General features: G+C 66.7%; 20 protein-coding genes. 9 read left to right on the plus strand and 11 right to left on the minus strand.

Going from position 1 to position 19,577, the window contains the following annotated elements:
- Positions 1-53 precede the first annotated feature (53 nt).
- Positions 54-332: a ribonuclease P protein component 4 gene (locus NP511_RS04370; RefSeq protein WP_006181925.1), complete on the minus strand. Its 279-nt coding sequence runs from the start codon at positions 330-332 to the stop codon at positions 54-56.
- A gap of 200 nt (positions 333-532) precedes the next feature.
- Here NP511_RS04370 and NP511_RS04375 point away from each other — a divergent pair, with 200 nt between their 5' ends.
- The 3 genes from NP511_RS04375 (at position 533) to NP511_RS04385 (ending at position 5,095) form a co-directional block, all read left to right on the plus strand.
- Positions 533-2,356 carry an ABC transporter substrate-binding protein gene (locus tag NP511_RS04375; RefSeq protein WP_211249087.1) on the plus strand — a complete coding sequence of 608 codons (1,824 nt, stop codon included), beginning with the start codon at positions 533-535 and terminating at the stop codon, positions 2,354-2,356.
- Between the two features lie 5 nt (positions 2,357-2,361).
- On the plus strand, positions 2,362-3,225 hold the full coding sequence (locus tag NP511_RS04380) for a phosphatase PAP2 family protein (RefSeq protein WP_006649131.1): 864 nt from the start codon (positions 2,362-2,364) through the stop codon (positions 3,223-3,225).
- A 97-nt stretch (positions 3,226-3,322) separates the two neighbouring features.
- Positions 3,323-5,095, plus strand: coding sequence for an ABC transporter substrate-binding protein (locus NP511_RS04385; RefSeq protein ID WP_049964580.1), 1,773 nt, complete (start codon positions 3,323-3,325; stop codon positions 5,093-5,095).
- 131 nt (positions 5,096-5,226) lie between these two features.
- Here the strand turns inward: NP511_RS04385 and NP511_RS04390 are convergent, their stop codons facing one another.
- Together NP511_RS04390 and NP511_RS04395 are read right to left on the minus strand one after the other, a co-directional pair.
- On the minus strand, positions 5,227-5,607 hold the full coding sequence (locus tag NP511_RS04390; protein WP_006649133.1) for a hypothetical protein: 381 nt from the start codon (positions 5,605-5,607) through the stop codon (positions 5,227-5,229).
- 123 nt (positions 5,608-5,730) lie between these two features.
- Positions 5,731-6,492 carry a DUF2797 domain-containing protein gene (locus NP511_RS04395; protein WP_006649134.1) on the minus strand — a complete coding sequence of 254 codons (762 nt, stop codon included), beginning with the start codon at positions 6,490-6,492 and terminating at the stop codon, positions 5,731-5,733.
- Between the two features lie 110 nt (positions 6,493-6,602).
- On the opposite strand from NP511_RS04395, the gene NP511_RS04400 reads away from it, so the two are divergent.
- The 5 genes from NP511_RS04400 (at position 6,603) to NP511_RS04420 (ending at position 10,875) form a co-directional block, all read left to right on the plus strand.
- Positions 6,603-6,743 carry a hypothetical protein gene (locus NP511_RS04400; RefSeq protein ID WP_158413750.1) on the plus strand — a complete coding sequence of 47 codons (141 nt, stop codon included), beginning with the start codon at positions 6,603-6,605 and terminating at the stop codon, positions 6,741-6,743.
- Between the two features lie 2 nt (positions 6,744-6,745).
- Positions 6,746-8,245: a glycosyl hydrolase family 28-related protein gene (locus NP511_RS04405; protein WP_049964581.1), complete on the plus strand. Its 1,500-nt coding sequence runs from the start codon at positions 6,746-6,748 to the stop codon at positions 8,243-8,245.
- A 55-nt stretch (positions 8,246-8,300) separates the two neighbouring features.
- Positions 8,301-8,654 carry a BsuPI-related putative proteinase inhibitor gene (locus NP511_RS04410; protein ID WP_049964582.1) on the plus strand — a complete coding sequence of 118 codons (354 nt, stop codon included), beginning with the start codon at positions 8,301-8,303 and terminating at the stop codon, positions 8,652-8,654.
- Positions 8,655-8,799: 145 nt separating this feature from the next.
- Positions 8,800-9,699 carry a CbiX/SirB N-terminal domain-containing protein gene (locus NP511_RS04415; RefSeq protein ID WP_049964583.1) on the plus strand — a complete coding sequence of 300 codons (900 nt, stop codon included), beginning with the start codon at positions 8,800-8,802 and terminating at the stop codon, positions 9,697-9,699.
- A 3-nt stretch (positions 9,700-9,702) separates the two neighbouring features.
- Positions 9,703-10,875, plus strand: coding sequence for a DR2241 family protein (locus NP511_RS04420; protein ID WP_049964584.1), 1,173 nt, complete (start codon positions 9,703-9,705; stop codon positions 10,873-10,875).
- 15 nt (positions 10,876-10,890) lie between these two features.
- Here the strand turns inward: NP511_RS04420 and NP511_RS04425 are convergent, their stop codons facing one another.
- The 3 genes from NP511_RS04425 to NP511_RS04435 form a co-directional block, all read right to left on the minus strand.
- Positions 10,891-11,475 (minus strand): DUF7524 family protein, encoded by a 585-nt coding sequence (locus NP511_RS04425; RefSeq protein ID WP_049964585.1) that lies wholly within the window; start codon positions 11,473-11,475, stop codon positions 10,891-10,893.
- A gap of 12 nt (positions 11,476-11,487) precedes the next feature.
- Positions 11,488-11,682, minus strand: a complete 195-nt coding sequence (locus NP511_RS04430) for a methytransferase partner Trm112 (RefSeq protein ID WP_006649141.1) — start codon at positions 11,680-11,682, stop codon at positions 11,488-11,490.
- A 77-nt stretch (positions 11,683-11,759) separates the two neighbouring features.
- Entirely contained in the window at positions 11,760-13,124 is a 1,365-nt protein-coding gene (locus NP511_RS04435) for an adenylosuccinate synthase (protein WP_006649142.1), read from the minus strand.
- A 244-nt stretch (positions 13,125-13,368) separates the two neighbouring features.
- Here NP511_RS04435 and NP511_RS04440 point away from each other — a divergent pair, with 244 nt between their 5' ends.
- A complete protein-coding gene (locus tag NP511_RS04440; RefSeq protein ID WP_006181938.1) occupies positions 13,369-13,674 on the plus strand; it encodes a hypothetical protein in 306 nt (101 codons plus the stop codon).
- Positions 13,675-13,825: 151 nt separating this feature from the next.
- On the opposite strand, the gene NP511_RS04445 is transcribed toward NP511_RS04440, so the two are convergent.
- The 5 genes from NP511_RS04445 to NP511_RS04465 all read right to left on the minus strand — a co-directional run bounded on the left by NP511_RS04445 (position 13,826) and on the right by NP511_RS04465 (position 19,553).
- Positions 13,826-16,483, minus strand: a complete 2,658-nt coding sequence (locus NP511_RS04445) for a DUF7527 domain-containing protein (protein WP_049964586.1) — start codon at positions 16,481-16,483, stop codon at positions 13,826-13,828.
- Positions 16,484-16,537: 54 nt separating this feature from the next.
- Positions 16,538-16,816, minus strand: coding sequence for a UPF0058 family protein (locus tag NP511_RS04450; protein ID WP_006181940.1), 279 nt, complete (start codon positions 16,814-16,816; stop codon positions 16,538-16,540).
- Between the two features lie 69 nt (positions 16,817-16,885).
- Positions 16,886-17,527 (minus strand): DUF998 domain-containing protein, encoded by a 642-nt coding sequence (locus tag NP511_RS04455; protein WP_049964587.1) that lies wholly within the window; start codon positions 17,525-17,527, stop codon positions 16,886-16,888.
- A 284-nt stretch (positions 17,528-17,811) separates the two neighbouring features.
- A complete protein-coding gene (locus NP511_RS04460) occupies positions 17,812-18,993 on the minus strand; it encodes an ABC transporter ATP-binding protein (protein ID WP_049964588.1) in 1,182 nt (393 codons plus the stop codon).
- Positions 18,994-19,082: 89 nt separating this feature from the next.
- Positions 19,083-19,553, minus strand: coding sequence for a DUF5793 family protein (locus NP511_RS04465; protein ID WP_006181943.1), 471 nt, complete (start codon positions 19,551-19,553; stop codon positions 19,083-19,085).
- Positions 19,554-19,577: the final 24 nt, after the last annotated feature.

Raw genomic sequence — 19,577 nt, forward strand, 5'->3', positions numbered from 1 at the left:
CAATCTTCGCGATTCGGATGGGGACGCGCCCGCGCGAACGCGTCGACATCGGGTCACTCCTCGTAGGGGTATCTGGCGTGGGCACCACAGTCACAGGTGATGACCACGTGGCCGTCCTGTAGCCTGACGCGAGCGTTGGTCCCCGGCCGGAGATATGCGTCGCACCGATCGCAGGTGAACCGGCGAAACCGCCGTGGGAGCGACAGTCGGTTTCGCTCCGCGACTCGTCGGGCGAGTCGGACGTAGTACCGAGCCCGGTCGTCCTCACCGTCCGCGGCCGCCGCTCGAGCGAGGTCGTGGAGGCGCTCGATCCGCTCGGCCGCGATGTCCATACGCGTGTGTTCGTCGGTCGACGTATCCATGTTGCGCTCCGGACTGACCGCCCGGCACCCATGTCCCCTGGGAACGAGAACCAAGCCCTCGATCACGGCGAATGTACCGTCGATTGAAAAGATTCTTTACCCGTCCACGTATTCGGTAGTAGTACGCAGTACTGTTATATATCGCATACAAAGAGGTGCAAGAGAACGGAATGAATTGGTCCCCATCTTCGCCCGACGACGGCGTTAGCAGGCGCTCATTTCTGGCCGCCGGCGCGGCCGCCGCCGCGGTGACGGCAAGCGGCTGTATCGACAGCGTCCGAAACGTCGTCGAACAGGCGGGAGACAACCAGATGACACTCTCGATCACGACGCTGCCGGCCGACGCCGACCGGCAAAACATCCAGATCGCCCGCCGGCTCGAGGCGAACCTCGAGGCCGTTGGTATCGACGTCGCATTGGACATGCGTTCGCCATCGGAGCTACTGAAGACCGTCCTGATCGATCAGGAGTTCGATCTCTACGTCGGCCGCCACCCCGCCGACTACGACCCCGACTTCCTCTACGACGCCCTCCACTCTACGTTCGCCAACGAACGGGGGTGGCAGAACCCGTTCGGGTTCGCCAACATGTACTTCGATACCCTCCTCGAGGAACAGCGTCGGGTCGATGGCGAGCAACGAAAGCAACGCCTCGGGTCGGTCCTACACGGACTGGCCCAGGAGAAACCGTTCGAACCGATCTGTTTCCCCGACGAACACCGCATCGCACGGACCGACGGATTCGAGGGCTGGGACGAGGGAACGCTCGGCAGTCGACACGGCTATCTCGGGCTCGAGGGCGATGGCCAGCTCCATGCCCTCGCAACCGACAGTCGCATGACGCGGAACCTCAATCCCCTCTCGGCGACGGCACGAGAGCGGGAGACGATGATCGACCTGCTCTACGACTCGCTGTTGAGCGAGCGCAACGGCGAACTCGTCCCCTGGCTCGCCGAGTCGGTCGAGTGGTCCGCGACGCCGTCCGAAACAGCATCGGGCGACGACACGAACGGCGAGAAAGACGACGCGAACGCCGACGAACGCGGCGACGAGCGGCGGACCGTCTCGATCACGCTCCGGGAGGACTGTCGGTTCCACGACGGCGAGCCACTGACTGCCTCCGACGTGGCCTTTACCTACCGGTTCCTCGAGGACACGTCGCTCGGACGAGCGCCCGAATCGCCGGCACCGAGGTATCGAGGGCAGGTCGAGATGGTCGAATCGGTCGAGATCGAAGACGACCGCCGACTGACGATCACCCTGCGGGGCGAAACGCCAGCCGGGCAACGGGCACTGACCGTGCCGATCCTCCCCAAACACGTATGGCAGGAACTGATCGATCAACGGGCGGCAAGCGGCGAGTTCTCCGCGCCACAGGGCCGGTGGGTGGCCGTCACCGGGGATCACATCCCGCCGGTCGGGAGCGGTCCCTACCGGTACGAGAGCCACACCGAGGACGAACAGTTGGTCCTCGAGCGATACGACGATCACTTCACGCTGCGGGAGGACGTCGACCTCGGCGAGCCGGTCACAGAGGGGCTCCGGTTCACTATCGAGCCCGGGAGCGCGGCGGCGGTCAGACGAGTCTCCGACGGCAGCGGTGACCTGACGGCCTCGATTCTCGACGCGTACGCCATTGGCGGAATTCCCGATTCGTCGGATATCACGGAACTGACCGCCACCCACCGGAGCTTCTATCATATCGGATTCAACGTCCGTAACGCCCCGCTCAGTAATCCCCACTTCCGGCGGGCGATCACGCAACTGATCGACAAGGAAACGATCGTCGACGAGGTCTTTTACGACTACGCGACGCCGACCGCGACGCCGGTGGCCGACGATTGGGTTCCGTCGCGCCTCGAGTGGAGTGGAGAAGACCCAGTGACGCCGTTCGTCGGCTCGAACGGTCGTCTCAACGTCGAAGCCGCGAAGTCCGCTTTCGAAACGGCCGGCTTCCGATACGATGATAACGGACGGTTGCTTGGAGGCTACTAACAGCGATGCTCGCCGAGGTGCTGACACAGGTCGCCCTCGTTATCGGGATCTTGCTCCCGGTTTCGGTCCTCGTCTTTATCGGCCGTGAGCGACTCGTCCGGACTCGAGCCGAGTGGCGTGACCGCTTGCGGACGAACGCGCCGGTCATCGCCGTCTTGCTCGTCGTTCTCCTGATAAACCGCGTCGCCAGACAGACGGCACCGAAACTCTCTCGGGAGATCGGGATCCATCTGACCGCGACGTTTTACAACGTCGAGGGGGAGTTCATCCTCCTGTTCAAGTCAGTCGAGACGCCGGAGCTGACGGCATACTTCGCGTCCGTCTACGTCTTCGGCTACACGTTCCTGTTGATCTTTCCGGTCATCGCGTACTTCATGCTCTCTGATACGCGGATCTTCCGTCGGCTGTTGACCGCCTACGCCCTCAACTACGCGATCGGGCTCGTCCTGTATATCCTCATCATCGCGTACGGGCCGAGGAACGTGATGCCGGCCGAACTCACCGAGCGGATGCTGTACGACACGAACCCCCAGTACCAGTATCTTACCCGCGAGGTAAACACCAACACCAACGTCTTCCCGTCGCTGCATACCTCGCTGTCGGCGACCGTCGCGGCGTTTGCGTCGATGACGCGCTCGGCGTACCCCAAGTGGTTCCCCATCGCGGTCGTGTTGGGCGCAAGCGTCGCGCTCTCGACGATGTATCTGGGGATCCACTGGGGGATCGACGTCGCTGCAGGGCTGGTCCTCGCAGCGACCTGTGTCGTCCTCTCGGACAAACTGGTCGACCGCTGGTCGCTGTCCGACCTGTTCGGGGACCGCCTCGAGCGGCTCAGCGACCGACTGCCCTGGCTTCACCGGGAAGAGTGACCAGCGGCAGCCGGCCGAAGCCGTCCGGCGATCGTCGGCCGTTGACTGAGCGCAATACTGTTATATCGTGGCTCTTCAACTATGATAAACGAACGAAATGAACGGAGGATCAGCCGCACCGAACCGAACGGGCCCCGGTGATGGCGGCCTGAGCGTCAGTCGGCGGGGCGCCTTGGCGGCGGCGGCCGGCCTGACGGTTTCGACCAGCGGATGCATTCGGCAAGTTCGGGACATTCTCATGCCGGACAACATCCACCAACTCTCGCTGACGATCACGACCCTCCCCACGGACAGCGACAGAGAGAGCATTCGGCTCTCCCGGGAGTTGGCCGACGTCTTCGAGGCGGTCGGCATCGACGTCTCGTTCGATATCCGATCCCCGGTCGATTTCCGCCGGACGGTGCTGTACGATCACGAGTTCGACATCTGTATCGTCGAGCATCCGGGCGGAACCGATCCGGATTTCCTCTACGAGGCGTTGCATTCGGTCTATACCGACGAATCGGGCTGGCAGAACCCCTTCGGGTACACCAACCTGACCGTCGATGACTCCCTCGAGACCCAGCGCCAACTCGAGGGTGAAAAGCGCCGCGAGGCCGTCACGGACGTCCTCGAGGCAGTCGCGATCGAACAGCCGTTCGTTCCGATCTGTATTCCGGACCAACACCGCGCGGTCAGGACCGATCGGTTCGACTGGGACGAACGCGCGCTTGCGACCCCGCAGGGCTATCTCGACCTCGACCCGACACCGGACGTCTCGACGCTGCGGGTCACGCATACCGACTCCCGGCCGACGACGAACCTCAATCCGCTTGCGGTCGACTATCGGGGCCAAGGTCCGTTCGTCGATTTACTGTATGACTCGCTGGCGACCGAAACCGCCGACGGCGAGATCGAACCCTGGTTTGCCCGCTCGTGGGAGTGGGACGCCGGGACGATCGACGTGCGACTCCGGACCGACTGTCCGTTCCACGACGGCGAGCCCATGACGGCCGAAGACGTCGCCTTTACCTATCGGTTCCTCGCGGACATGCACCCCGACGACGCCGAGACTTCTGCTCCCGCGCCCCGATACCGCGGGCTGGTCGAAGCCGTCGACTCGGTCGACGTCGTCCACCGCGATCGGCTCGAGTTGCGGATCGACGCCGGCCGGCCGGTCGGTGAACGGGCGCTACTAGTCCCGATCCTCCCCGCACATATCTGGCGCGAGCGGGCCAGCGACGCGAACGGACCGGGAGGCGCGACCATCGCGCAGGGAACCACGGAAGCGGTCGTAACGGACAATATCGAACCGATCGGGAGCGGGCCGTTCCAGTTCGTGAGTCGGACCGAAGGCGACGGACTCACGCTCGAGCGGTTCGACGACCACTTCACGCTGCGATCGGGTGTCGCCCTCCCGGCACCGAGCGTCGACGAACTGACCGTCAGTATCGATCCACCAGGGTCGGCCGTCCAGCGGGTCATCGACGACACCGCTGACGTGACGGCATCACCCCTCGAGACGAACGTCGTCGGCAGCGTCGATCAGTCCGGCAGTACTCGCGTCCTCGAGTCCCCGTCGTGGTCGTTTTACTGTCTCGGGTTCAACGCGCGGGACGCGCCGTTCAGCAATCCCCGATTCCGCCGTGTCATCGCACAGTTGATCGACAAGGAGTGGTTGGTCGACGAGGTGTTCCAGGGCTACGCGCGTCCCATCGCTACGCCCGTGACCGAAGAGTGGGTTCCCGAGAGCCTCGAGTGGAACGGCACCGATCCGGAAACGCCGTTCCTCGGCACGGACGGCGAGGTCGACGAGGACGCGGTCGAGGCGGCCTTCGAGTCGGCCGGCTTCCGCTACGACGAGCAGGGCCGGCTCCGGGTCAGACAGTAGCGTCGAAGCGGTAGTTGCTCTCGAAACGATTCACACCGATCGCAACGCTGTCCTGCGATCGGGTGTCCGGTGACTTTCAAGAGCTACTATTGGACTCTCGGGAACGGAAAACGGCGAAAACGGCGCGGGTGTTACTGGTCCTCGAGCGCGTCGGCGATCCGCTTGAGCGCGCGGGTCTGGTCGCGGAGTTCGTCACGCATCTGTCGGACTTCGCGGACGAGTTCCTCGTTGCTTTCGTCCTGTCCGCTGCCGCCGGGGCCGCCCGGACCGGGGCCGCCGGGACCGCCGCCCATCATGCCGCCCATCATCTGTGCGAACGGGTTGCCACCGCCCATGCCGCCGGGACCGCCGGGGCCGCCACCGCCGCCGAACGGGCTTTCGGGGGGTTCGCCCTCGCCGTCTCCTTCTTCGGCGCGTTTCTCGCGGATCTCTTCGACTCGCTCTCGGAAGGATTTCTCCTCGCTTTCCTCACCGGCGTCGCCGTCGTCGGGGGCGTCGTTGTCGTCCGTCATACAATCGGGTTCTGGTGCGGCGGGGAAAAGGGTTGCCATGTCTCGGATATCGGCCCTCGACTCGCTCGCGGCGGACCGAACGCGACGACCGTGGCGTGTCGGTCCGGCGGCCGGCCGACCCGATCAGGTGCCGAACGACCCCAGCGACGACTGCAGGTTCCGATCGGGTCGCCCGCCCTCGAGGTCGTAGCCGACGAGGTCGCGCATGTCGACGGCGTAGGCGGTGCCGCCCGTTTCCAGCACCAGTAGTCGACCCTTGACGCCGACGACGGTCCCCGAAGCGATCGTCTCGCGGACCGGCCGGGCCTCGAGACCGAGCCCGTAGTCGAACCGGTACCGATCGATGACGTCGAACTCGGCGAGGACCGACTTCCAGCCGGCCTCGTCGACGGTCGCGGCGAGCGAGGCGACTTTCGCCGGCGTCCGAACGCGGTCGACCAGCCGTTCGGCGATTTCGGCCTCGAGTTCGCGGGCGATGCGGCCGTTCGAGACGGTGTGGACGTGGGCCCCGCGGTCGGCCCCCTGTTCGCGCAGTCGGGTCTCGAGCCGCCGGCGTTTGGTGACGCCGACCTTGAACGTGTCCGGTGCGAAGGCGGCGATGTAGACCGCGTGGTCCTCGTAACAGTCCATCTCGTCTTTCAGGCAGGTACCGGTACAGCGGGCACAGACCCACGTGCTGGTGTGGTACTCGCAGTGAGGCGCCGACGGCCGATCGCAGGCGACGTGAACCCCCGACTCGTCGATCGTACCGGCACAGTGGCGCTCGCCGAGCGAGTACGCGAGGTCGTCGCCGGCCTCGAGCGGGCGGGCGTCGATCTCGGCGTCGGCGTCGCTGACCAGCAGCGCCGATCCCCGTCCGCTCGGTTCGTAGCCGACCAGTTGCACGACCGGGGGTTGGGACCGGGCGCAAATAGACGTAGCGTCTCGGTCGACCCCGGCGAGGCGACGAACCGCACGACCCGTGGCTATATGTCGGCTCGAGAGAGTCGCCCCGTATGGACGGTTCGGAACTGCGGCGGCGGGAGCTGCTCGGCGCGGCGTCGTGTGGCTGCGTGGCGCTTGCTGGCTGTACCGACGGACTCCTCGGCGGACCGGCGTACGGCGAGTCGTACGGGCGAAAGTACGGAGGCGAGTGAGCGTGGCCGACGAAACCCCGCGGCTCGGACTCGGGACGTACGAACCGGGCGACGAGTGGGACCACACCGATACGGTCGAGGCAGTCGATCGACACGCCATCGTCCACGGACCGATCGCCGACCGGCCCGAGACGGGCGAGTACGACGACGAACTCTACCACGCCACCGACCAGGGGATCACCTGGCGGTGGGACGGGGCAAGCGAGGACTGGGTCTATTTCGGCGGTCGGGGGAGCCCCGAGCGGCCGGTCCCCGGAACGAGCCACTTCGAGGCGGCGACGATGACCCGCGCCAGCACCGCGGAGTCGCCCGTCTGGAACGTCGAGGCACACGGGATCGAGGGCGACGGCGAGACCGAGGTCGGGGCGGCCGTCCACGCCCTCCTCGAGACGGTTCACGAGGCCGGCGGCGGGATCGTCTACTTCCCGCCGGGCCGCTACCTGCTCGAGCGGACGCCGCTGATCGGCGACGACACGATCCTGCAGGGCGCGGGCCCGGCGACGGTCCTCGAGGGGCCCCGCCCCGAGAGCGAGGAGGGGCGGGCACTGCTCTCGAACAGGGGGTTCGACGCGACGGGGTACGACGGCGCGTCGAACTGGGCGGTTCGCGACCTCCGGATCGACGCGCCGGAATCGACCGGGATCATGCCCGCCCACGCCGAAAACGTCCGGTTGGAAGGGATCTACGGCGACCGCATCTACTACCACCACGTCGACGTCGTCTCCTCGAAGAACGTCACCGTCGACGGCTACTGGGCGACCCGCGGCGGCGAGGGCGACTCCGACGCGCCGGTCCAGTTCGACAACCAGAACGCGGGCACCGGTGTGAACGGCGTCTGGGACGGCAAGCGGGAGTCGCTGGTCACCGACGACGGGACTCCGACGCGGAACTGCACGCTCGCGAACTTCGAGATCGATCCGACGAACGGGCCCGAGTACGGCGTCCACCTCCACCGAGACGGCACCGAATCGATCACGATCGAAGACGGGTACATCACCGGCTGCGGGTATGCGGCTATCAGGGCCGACACCGGCTCCCGCTTCTCGGATCTGACGATCGACGCCGTCTCGTGTATCGACAACGCGCGGGGGATCTCACTGGGCCACGTCGCCGACGGCCGGCGGGAGCTGACGATCAGCAACGTCACGATCAGGACCGACGATGACGCGACGGCCGCCGGCTCGGGGCTGTACGCGGCCGGCTTCGACGGCGCGACGGTCTCGAACGTCGTCATCGACGGCGCGTTCACGAACGCCGTCGTCTTCGACGACATGGACGACCTGAAGCTGACCGGAATCACCGCGACGGGAGCCAGACACCAAGCGTTTCGGTTCAGGGAGGGCGTCGATGCGACGCTGACGACCGCCCGCGCGGCCGACTGTGGCACCGTGGGGGTCTACGTCGGCCCGGACAGCAGCGTCGCCTACGGCGGCGTCACGTTCGAGGACGTCGGCCAGCGGGTCGAGGTTGACGGCGACCTCCGGGAGTGGGTCACGTCCTGAGCCCGAGCGCTCGAGACGGCCAAGACCTATCCGCGACGGCCCCCAACACGGAGCCATGACCCTCGAGAGTTCGCTCGAGACGGCGGCCGACGGCTCCAGAGACGCCGTCATGTTCGTGTTCACCGTGACCAACGCGGGCGAGGCGGCGATCGAACTCGATTTCGCCGACGCCTGCAAGGCGGAGTTTCTCGTCGTAGACGACGGCACCGAAGTCTGGCGGTTCAGCGAGGGGCGGGCCTTCGCGCAGATGCTGAGTTCGGACCGCCTCGAGCCCGGCGGGTCGACGACCTACGAGGCGGAGTGGTCCGATCCCGAGTCGGGCGAGTACACCGCCGTCGCGAAACTGCGGGCACGAGAGCGGACCTGCGAGGCGACGACGACGGTCGCCGTGCCGGAGAGCGAACAGTGACGCCGCGCGGGACGTGACCGTTCCCCGGCCGGATTACGATTTATAGAATCAGTTTTAGCCATATCGAAACTCTCGTTCGTCAGACGAAGGGGAACTATTGTGCTTCTCCATAGGGTATAAACCGGCTCCGTCCGAACGGTCGCGCATGCAAGCGCTGGTCATCGCGGCACACGGATCGCACCTGAATCCGGACGCCTCGGACCCCACCTACGCCCACGCGGACACGATCCGCGAGACGGGCGCGTTCGACGAGGTCCGCGAGGCGTTCTGGAAGGAGGAACCCCACTTCCGGGAGGTCATCCGAACGCTCGAGTCCGACGAGGTGTTCGTCGTCCCCCTGTTTATCAGCGAGGGCTACTTCACCGAGCAGGTCATCCCGCGGGAACTCCGACTCGACGACTGGGACCCCGACAAGTGGGAGTCCGACGGCACCAGCGCCTCGCAGGCCACCCTCGAGGCCGAGGACGTCGGGAAGACGATCCACTACTGCGGGCCGGTCGGGACCCACGACGCGATGACCGACGTGATCGTCCAGCGGGCCGAGACGGCGACGGGCGATCCGGACGTCGGCGACGGGTTCGGCCTCTCGGTCGTCGGTCACGGCACCGACCGCAACGAGAACTCCGCGAAGGCGATCGAGTACCACAGCGACCGCATCGCCGAGCGCGACCGCTTCGACGAGGTGAAAGCCCTGTTCATGGACGAGGAGCCGGAGGTCGACGACGTCACCGACTACTTCGAGAGCGACGACGTCGTCGTCGTCCCGCTCTTTATCGCCGACGGCTACCACACCCAGGAGGACATCCCCGAGGACATGGGCCTGACCGAGGACTACCGGCTCGGCTGGGACGTCCCCGCGGAGGTCGACGGCCACCGAATCTGGTACACCGGTGCCGTCGGGACCGAGGACCTGATGGCCGACGTCGTCCTCGAGCGGGCGGCGGACGCCGGGGCCGACATCGGTGACGCCCGGGAGGCGGTCCGCGAGTTGGCCGCGTCGGCCGCCGAGTCGGAACCGCACGCGGGAGCGGGCGCGGGGGACTGACTCGTGACGGTGGCGACGGCGGATCTCGACGCCCTCCTCGAGCGCGCGTCGGCGGGCGTCTCCGTCGACGGGCTCCGCGTCGAGGAGGCCGACGACGGCTATCGGCTCGCGACGCCGGACGACGAATGGACCGGCCTCGACGAGGACGAACTGCGGCGCGCACTCGACGCCGCCGACGAGTACGTCACGAACTGGCGCTACTGGCAGGAACGGGTCGGCGGGGAGGGGACCGCTCGCCGCGCGTTCCTCCGCTGGTGCGAGCGAGCGCCGCTCGCGGACGCTGAGACCGGCAACGCGACGACTGGGCCCTGGAGCGAGAGCGGAGAGGGCGACGCGGATGCCGGTGAGGATCCCCTCGCAGTGCCCGAGCGCTACGACGCGCTCCGCGACGGCATCGACCGAGAGTGGGGACAACTCTCGATCACCGCCCGCTTCGTCGACGTCGACGACCCCGACGGGGAGCGCGTCTACGACCTCTGGCACGTCGACGACGCCGACACCGATCTCGCCGACCTCGAGGTTTACGACGATCCACGGGACGCCCGCGAACTCGCGACCTACGACGGGGACGGCCGCTACCGACCGTTAAAGACCGCACCGACCCTGCCCGGCGGCTGGGCCTTTACCGGCCTCTCGGGTGACGACCTCGTCGAGACAGTCGAGTTCTTCTACCCCGCGACCGTCGCCAACTGGCACCGCGAACTGCGGGGGAACTTGGATGTCGACCACTGGCTCGAGACCGCGGAGCGCCAGACGGGAATCTACGACGTGATCGACGAACTCCCCCGCGAGGCCGTCGCGTGGATGGCCGAGGCCTGCTGTGTCGACTCACAGTGTCTCCGCCGCCGCGAGTGGGAGTACGAGGAAGGCGACGACCTCGACGTCGACGGCGGCGACGGCCCCTTCCCCTGTCGCGAGCCGTGTTCGCTCGTCGTCGCCGCCGCCCGCAAGTGGACGACCCTCGAGTCCGAAGACGAACACACCTACGAACTCGAGTTGACGACCAGCGAAATCAACCAGCTCACGGAGCTGATCGACGCCGTCGCCGAGGGCCGCACCGACGAGATCCGCGAGGCCGACGTCTACGACGGCGCGAACCGCTACCGGGCGCGATACCTCCGGGCCAAACGGTTCGACGACGAGGGCGACCTCGAGGCGACCAAAGTCGACGACTGAGCCCGGCTTCGACCGTTATCGAGCGAGTAACAAGAGTGCAACGGCGACGCCGACGAAGACGATCACCAGGCCGGCCGCGGTGACGGGGCCGCCGATCGTCGCGGCGGTCGCGCCCCCGACGCCGATCGCGACCAGCCCCAGCGCGGCGACCGCCAGCGTCGCCGGCTCGAGGCCGCCGATGAGTCGAGCGAGCGGCTGCTCGACCTCGGCCGACGCCGGCTCGGGACTGGCTGGCTCGGCCAGCGAGTCGTCGACGTCGACGGCCGACGGGCCGGGAACGACGGTGACGGCGATCGAGATCGATTCCGCGCCGTACCCCGTGAGTACCTCGAGAGTTCCCTCGACGGGTCCGTCGATCGCGTCGGCGTCGACGGCGACGGGGACGGTGGTGACGGCGTTCGGTTCGACGTAGTAGTTCCCCGCTTCGAGGGCGGCGATCCGCTCGAGGTCACCGGCGAGCCGACAGTGGGCGTGTGCGGGCGCGTCGTGGCCCTTCAATCGAAGGGCGAACGAGCCGTCGACCTCGAGAGCGCTCGCGGCCGTCTCGAGGGCGCCCGTGGACTCGCGGTTGACGTGAACGGTGACCTCGGTGTCGGGCATGACTGGCTGGCCCTATGCCGGGGTCTCCTCGCGCATGTCCGGCGGCAGCAGGTTCGGGATGCCGTCCTCGATGGGGTAGGACTCGCCGCACTCGGTACAGACGAGCGCGCCGTCGACGACCTCCTCACCGTCGTAGTCGGCATCCTCGAGGTCCAGATCGTGTTTGTCGAGCGGACAGCAGAGAATCTCCAGTAGCGACTCCTTCATACTACGTAGGCGAGTCGCCTCCAGCAAAAGGTTTCGGGAACGCTCCGAGCGATTCGACCCCGTTCGGTCGCTGACGCCTACTCGTAGGGGTTCTCGACGACGACGGTCTCCTCACGGCCGGGGCCGACGCCGACGGCGTAGACCGGCGCATCGAGTTCGTCGCTGACGTACTCGAGGTAGGTCCGGGCGTTCTCGGGGATCGCCTCGTAGCCGTCCTCGGCGACCGCGGCCCAGTCGACCTCGGGCCAGCCGTCGAAGGACTTGAACGTGGCCTCACAGCGGCCCCACTGTTCGGTCGTCGAGGGCATCGTGAGGATCTCCTCGCCGTCGAACTCGTAGCTGTGGCCGACTTTGACCTCGTCGAGGCCGGCCAGGACGTCGACGTGGTTGACCGCGAGCCCGGTGAAGCCGTTCGCGCGGGCCGCGTGGCGCAGCATCGGCATGTCGAGCCAGCCGACGCGGCGGGGGCGGCCGGTGACGGTGCCGTACTCCCCGCCCTCGTCGCGGATGTAGGTCGCGAGTTCCTCCTCGTCTTCGCCGGCTCCCTCGTCGGGATCGTAGTCGGGCGTCTGTCCCTCGACACCGCCGAGTTCGGTCGGCAGCGGGCCGGTACCGACCCGCGAGAGGTAGGCCTTGACGATGCCGATGACCTCGCCGTCGCCGACGACGGTCGGGCCGAGCCCGGTGCCGACGGTCGCCCCGCCCGCAGTCGGGTTCGAGGAGGTGACGTAGGGGTAGACGCCGTGGTCGATGTCGAGCGAAGTCCCCTGCGCGCCCTCGAGCATGACGTTCTCGCCGGCATCGATGCGCTCTTGCAGGAAGGTCCCGCAGTCGACGGTCATTCCCTCTTCGGCGAGGCGCTCGCCGTACTCGCGGTAGGTGTCATAGAGGTGGTCGATGTCGAACGCCTCGCCGGTCTCCTTGTCGAAGACGTCCTCGGCGAGGGCCTTCTTCTGGGGAACGACGTACTCGAGGCGTTCGCGCAGCGTGTCGGGGTCGAGCAGATCGCCGATCCGGACGCCGCGGCGGCCGGCCTTGTCCTCGTAGGTCGGGCCGATGCCGCGTTTGGTCGTGCCGGCGGCCAAGTCGTCTTTCTCCTCCTCCTCGATCCCGTCGAGCGCGCGGTGATAGGGGAGGATGACGTGGGCGCGCTCGGCGACGCGGACGTCCGGATCGAGCCCGCGTTCGCGGAGCGTATCGATCTCGTCGAACAGCGTCTCGGGGTTGACGACACAGCCGTTGCCGAGGACGCCGATCTTGCCCCGAACGGCACCGGAGGGTACCAGCGACAGTTTGTACTTCTCGCCGTCGTGAACGACGGTATGGCCAGCGTTGTCGCCGCCCTGATAGCGGGCGACGACATCGGCGGCGTCGCCGTAGAGGTCGACGACGCCACCCTTGCCTTCGTCGCCGAGTTGCGACCCGACGATAGTGACGGTCATAACAGCGGCGGGTTCATGCCGGGCCGATAAACAGATTACGGTATACGGGTCCGTCCAGAAGGTATCAGTATTTATGCGCACAGCACCAATGACGGGATAACGTGTGACACGACCGATACTGTGTCGTGGCGTTGCCCCGATCGGAAGCGTTAACTACTGACAGGAACGAGCATCGAGTTGAGAGTGGACGTTTCAGTTCTCGAGGGCAACCTTTAAAAGGTCCAAAGACAAGTTAACAAATGCCATGATAGACCGACTTGAGAAGGAAGTCGATATGCTGGAACGCCATCTGCAGGTCCTGAAGATGGTCATCGAGAACGAGCCGATCGGCATCGTCAAGATGTCGAACGAGACCGGCTACCCCCACCACAAAGTCCGGTACTCCCTCCGGGTCCTCGAGGAAGAGAACCTGATCGAGCCCTCGAGCCAGGGTGCGATCAAGACCGAGCGCACCGCCGAGTTCGTCGACGAACTCGACGGCAAGATCGACGACATCGTCGACAAGCTCGAAGGCATGAAGATCGAAGACGTCGCCGAGATCGAAGGGTAGTCCCTCCGCTCGCTTCGGACATCGCCCGTCCCCGCGACCGGAGCCGACGCGAACCGATTTCTCATCGCCGTTTTCAACCGCGGTAGCGACTGCCAGGAACTGTCGAGCGATCGCCGGACAGCCGTCGAAAACGAGGTCGGAACCCGCGAGCCTACAGTTCGGGCACGTTCATGTGGAACCCTTCCGACCGCGATTCGACCAGACAGAGATGATACCCCGTCTTGCGCGAGAGGTTGACGTAACTGAGCTTCGAGCCGCGGCTGAGCAGTCCGCCGCTGGTAGCCTGCTCGGCCACCTCGAGCGCGCCGGGTTCGAAGAAACTCGAGGTGACCGCGATCGCCGCGGCCAGGTCCGGATAGTTGGCCTTGACCGCGGAGGCGGCCGCCTCGAGTTCCTCGAGGGTGTCCTGAGTCGCGGGCTCTCGCGAGTCGTTGAGCGCGACCAGCACTAACGGATTCCCCATCTTGTCGAACGCGACGATGTCGAAGGTGACCTCGTCGGGGACGTCCTCGGTGTCGTCGTCCTCGAGCGAGATCGTCGCGCCGAGTTCGGCCCGGTCGATGCGGGGGATCGCGTCGTAGAGATCGCCCAGCCCGTCGGCGTTGCCGGTGTCGCGGATCTCGTACAGCAACGTCGCGGTGAGCCAGTCGACGAACCGGTACTCCATCGAGGCAGCGAGGAACTCGTCGTACGGCCGGCCGTCGACGGCCGCGTCGGCCGAATCGAACTGCGTGTGATGTTCGAGTTGCAGGTTCGATGCGACCTCGCTGCGGTCGGCGTCGCCGTCGTGGGCCGTCTCGAGGGTCGGCTGACTCTTCGAGGCGTACCGGACGAAGAGGTTCGTCCCCGCGAGCGCTCGCTGGGCCGAGAGCTGGGTACTGGCACCGGAGTCGGCCGTTTCACTGTCGGCTTCCCGCGCCCGTTCGAGTTCCGTCTCGAGGCTCTCGATTCGGGACTGGAGCCGCTCGACCGTCGACGAGAGGTCGTCGTTCTCCGATCGCAGCCGGTCGCGTTCGGCCTCGAGTTCCTCGGCTCTCGTCTCGAGGGCCCCGTATCGCTCCTGAAGCGTCTCGAGCTTCTCGGTCAGTGCGGCGACCCGCTCGCTTGCGGCATCGGTCGCGGCCGACCGACCGCTCGCGTCGGTGTCCCCGCTACCGGCGGCGCGGTCGCGGGACGCGTCCCGACTCGCTCCCGTCGTGGTCGCCTCCGCCGTCGTCGACGGGGCTTGGGTCGCGCTCGAGTCAGTCCGCCCGTCGCTCGACCGGGAACCGGTCGCCGTCGCGGACCGGTCGCCCGAACGCGTGCGCTCGTCGGACTCCGACTCCGACTCGCTGTTGTCCGGATCGATCGACGGGATGCGCCGCGTCTCCCGCCACTGTTCCTCACGCTCGAGTTCCTCCTCAAGGTCGCCGTCGGGTGTCTCGGCGTCCTCGGCCGTCGTGGGATCGGTGGGTGTCGCGGGACCCTCGACCGTCGAGTCCTCGTCGTCCTCATCGACCCACGAAATATCGTTGCGGTCCAGTTCCTCGGCTGCCGCCTCGACCTCGGCGAGGTCCGGGTCCGTGGGACGGTCCGTCTCGACTCCGCTCGGTTCGCTCGAGTCGGTGGCGTCGTCCACGGGTTCGGCCGCCTCGGCAGACGCCGCCGGCTCCGTCCCTATCGGGCCGTCGGCGGCCCCGTCTTCGGTCCCGGTGGTCGTGGGATCGGCTGGCTCCGTCGTCCCTCGATCGGCGTCGGACTGCGACATCGCGCCGGTGTCGGCGGCGTCTTGCCGTTTCGTCTCTGCAGCCGCGGGGCTCGTCACCGAACCGGCGTCGGCAGTACCCTCGGGGGCCGGCTCCTGACTGCCGGACGGGTCGGTATCGATAGCCGACTCCGCGTCGGTAATACCGGTCGGTTCGGGTTCGGTGTCGACCTCGTCGGTCGCGGTGATCCCCGACGGGTCCTCCGTCAGATCGATCTCCGACGACAGCGACGACGCGTCGTCGGCCACGCCCTCGGTCGACTCGGTGTCGGCGGCGGCCACGTCCTCGATCGGATCGGCCTCGACCGAGTCCGCTCCCGAAACGTCGATCGGCTCGATAGACGAGTCCGTCGGATCGGTCGTCGGGCTGTCGGCCGCGGATGCGGTCGGTTCGGAAGCCGGATCGGCATCGGTCGCGGCGTTTGCCCCGGCCGTCCCGGTACTGGACGCCGAGTCAGTGGCCGCTGGCTGACTCGAGCCGGCCGCGCTGTCGGTCGTGCCCGCGGCCGCCGGCTCGTCGTCGGCCGCACCCGGAACGTCGGTCACGTCGATCTCGACGTCGATGACTTCGTAGATACCGACCTCGTCGGCCGCGCGCTCGAAGGCTTCCTCGCCCGTCAGTAGCCGTTCGGCGTTGCCGATGTAGGCGGCTGCCATCCGGCGACCGCCGTAGTAGACGGCGTAGTAGTCGCCGCTGAGGACGTTCTCGCTCAGTTCGACGTATCCGGTAAACGAGCCGCTCTGGAGGGTGTTGTCGACCTCCCGGAGCGGCGTCTCGTTGGTGTAGTACTTCGCCCTCGTGTCGCCGCCGCGTTCCTCCATCGCACAGAGCAGCGGCAGCGACGGGTGTGGTGCCTCGTAGCGGGTCCCCGAGGCGGTTTCGAAGTCGTCGATGTCGCCGTCGATGACGCCCACGATCCGGCCATTGAGCATAAAGAGCCACGTGCCGTGTCCCGAGACGGCACCCGAGAAATCGGCGGCAGCGAGATCGGAGAGGCCATCGAAACCGCCGCTGAACGGGCGGGAGTCCCACTCCTCGACGCGCTCTTGCGTGCGCGGGTCCATACGTCAACAAGCGGGAACCACACCAAATACGTTTCGCCTAGACTACGCCGCGAGTTAAATCTTCGATTCGGCGTCCTCGGCCAGTTCCTTCATCCGCTTGCCGATCCGGCCGGCGCTCGAGAACTCGTCTTCGCTCATCGCACTCGCTAGGGCGTTGCCAAGCACGAAAACGGCGTGTTTGTGTTCGCTCTTGGACTTGTGGACGTGCGAGGGATCGACGTCGAGTTGGCGGTAGGGATCGAACAGCGTTTCGTCGACCTCCTCGCGCTCCGAGAAGTACTCCATGATGACGACGAGTTCTTCGTGGAGCTCGAGAAGTTCGTCTTTATGCATACACACCGCTTGGAACGGTTTGAAGTTAAGCGTTGTGTGGCGAGACGTCGCAAATCCGGCTCGAGGCGTTCAGCGTGCCGACCAGCCGGGATCGTCGTTCCGGGATGCGATCGTGACCGCGAGCAGGAGGACCCAGCCGCCGAAGGCGACGGCGGCGATAAATTCCGGGACGGCAAACCACGTGTCGGTATCGGCCCCGCCGTCCAGGGAGCCTATCCACACTGCCCACGCCAGCGGATGGACGAGTCCGATGAGAATCGACGGGACGGCCAATCGGCGGTCGCCGGCCAGCGCCGCCCCGGCCCCGTAGACCCAGCCCGCGAACGGGGCGACGCCGAACACCGAAAGCGCCGCGACGGCGTGGAAACTCCGGTCGAGGTAGATGGCCGTATGCTCGAGAAAGAAGATCCCGACGCCGATCTGTCCGAGTACGGTCACCGCGAGCAATACGATGCCGGCCCGCTCGAGGCGGTTGCGACTCGCCGTCCACAGCCGCCAGGCGAAGGGGAACCCGATCAGTCCGCCGACGATCAGCCCGCCGTTGAAAAGCGGGAACGTCGGCGCGCCGTACCGGCCCATGTCCGAGAGCGCCCGCGCGCGCCAGGAGAACGTCTCGGGGGGCGCCACGAGCGTCGCGAGGAGGATGGCCCCGAGCGTGACGAGCGGGGCGGCGATGCCACAGTAGGTCGCGAGCCGTTTCGTCTCAGTCATGGGATGGCGAGGCGGGTTCGTCCGCGACGCGACCGCGGGCTCCGACGGCCTCGATCGTCGACGAGACCGGCTCCCGATCGCTCGCGGAAATCACGTTCGCGAAAGGGGTCCGAAGACGTATATATTTTCGAGGGGGTTTCGATGACGACAGGCGGTGAGATCGTCCGGTGACGGAACGCGAGTAACGGGTCCCTCGAGACGCGACCACCGCTACAAGCACGCTTCGATCGCGGTATCGAAGAACGGACGGTTTCGGCCGTCGGAGTGACTGCTGTCCAGCGGTATCAGTCGTCGGCGGCGGCGGTCGCGGCCGCGTCGGTCTCGTCCTCGCGGTGGTCGGCGGGGAACCACGCGAGGTCGTGATCGGCGGTGACGCGGACGCCGACGCGTTCGTCGAGATCGATCCGGTCGGAGTGGTTGTGCATGCACTCGATGGTTTCGCCGCCGTCGAGTTCGACCCGGTAGAGGACCGTCGGACCGAGATAGCGACGGTAAACGACCCGGCCGTCGGCCTCCGCCCCTTCTTCGGGGTAGGCCGTCACGTCGTCGGGCCGCACCAGCAAGTCGACGACGCTGCCGTCGTACTGGTGGGCGAGCCCGTTGACGTCGTCGCGGAGGACGCGCCCGAGCGCGGTGTCGACGTGGTCGCCGTGGACCTCGCCCGGGAGGAAACTGGCGTGGCCGAGAAAGCCCGCGACGAACCGCGATTCGGGCTGTTGGAAGACCCGCTGTGGGGTGTCGATCTGTTCGATGTCGCCGTCGTTCATCACGGCGACTCGGTCGGAGATCGACAGCGCCTCCTCCTGATCGTGAGTGACCGAAACCGCGGTCACGCCCGTTTCTTTGATGATCCGGCGGACCTCCTCACGCATCTCGACACGGAGGTCCACGTCCAGATTCGAGAAGGGCTCGTCGAGCAACAGCATCTCCGGCTCGGGCGCGAGCGATCGGGCGAGCGCGATCCGCTGTTGCTGGCCGCCCGAGAGTTCGTCCGGGTGGTCGTCGCCGTGGTCGGCAAGCCCGACGAGTTCGAGCAGTTCGTCGACGCGGGCGTCGCGCTCGCTCTCCGTCCAGTCTTTTAGCCCGAAGGCGACGTTTTCGCGTGCGCTCAGATGTGGAAAGAGGGCGAAGTCCTGAAAGACGACCCCGACGTCGCGTTGCTCCGGCGGAACGAACCGGCCCTCGCCGGCGACGGTGTCGTCTTCCAATCGAACTCGGCCGTCGTTGGGTCGCTCGAGGCCGGCGATCAACCGGAGCGTCGTGGTCTTCCCACAGCCGGAGGGGCCAAGCAGGGTCAAGATTTCGCCGTCGCGAACCGACAGCGACAGGTCGCCGATGACGTCCTCGCTGCCGTATCGCTTGGCGATGCCGTCGAGCTCGAGGACCGCCTCGTCGGCCGTCGGCGCTCCAGTGGGTTCCCGCGTTCCGTCCTCGGCGGCCGTAGTAAGTAGGTGTCCGTTCGCCATGGGTCCTCTCCGGCGTCTGCCGGCGTACATTCCCTTTAGGCGGCCCTAAAATACTTATAACTGCCGGTCGGCTCCCGAGCGCTGGGAGTCTAGAGTTCGACGCCGCTTGGGATCAGGCTGTGCTGGCGAAGCAGGCTGCCGTCGTCGTCGTAGACCAGAAACGTTCCCTTGTCGTAGCTGACGAACTGGTCGCCGTCGAGCGTGATCGTGACCTCGTAGCGGCCGTCGTCCTCGGCGGCCGCCTCGCCGTAGCCCCGGGCCGCGCGGATGAACTGCAGGACGTCGTCGGCGTCCTCGTTGAGTTCGAGAATGAACTCGCCGGTGACCCGGTTGGTCACGCTCACGACTCCCTGAGTGTCGTCCCCGAGCGGCCCCTGGAGCCGGAGTGCGACGTCGGTCTCGCTCGCGTCGAGGACGTCGCCGTCGGGGCCAGTCAGGCGCTCGCGAAGCATCGTCGCCGGGCCGGTGAAGTCGATCGATACCGATGGCTTTCGTGGTTCGCCGTCGGTTTCGACCCAGTCGATGTGCGTGACGTCTAGCGTGAAGTGCTCGCGCCTCATTCCGTACGCGGTAGTTCGGACTCC

It is taken from the genome of Natrinema thermotolerans, assembly GCF_031165565.1.
Lineage (GTDB): Archaea > Halobacteriota > Halobacteria > Halobacteriales > Natrialbaceae > Natrinema > Natrinema thermotolerans.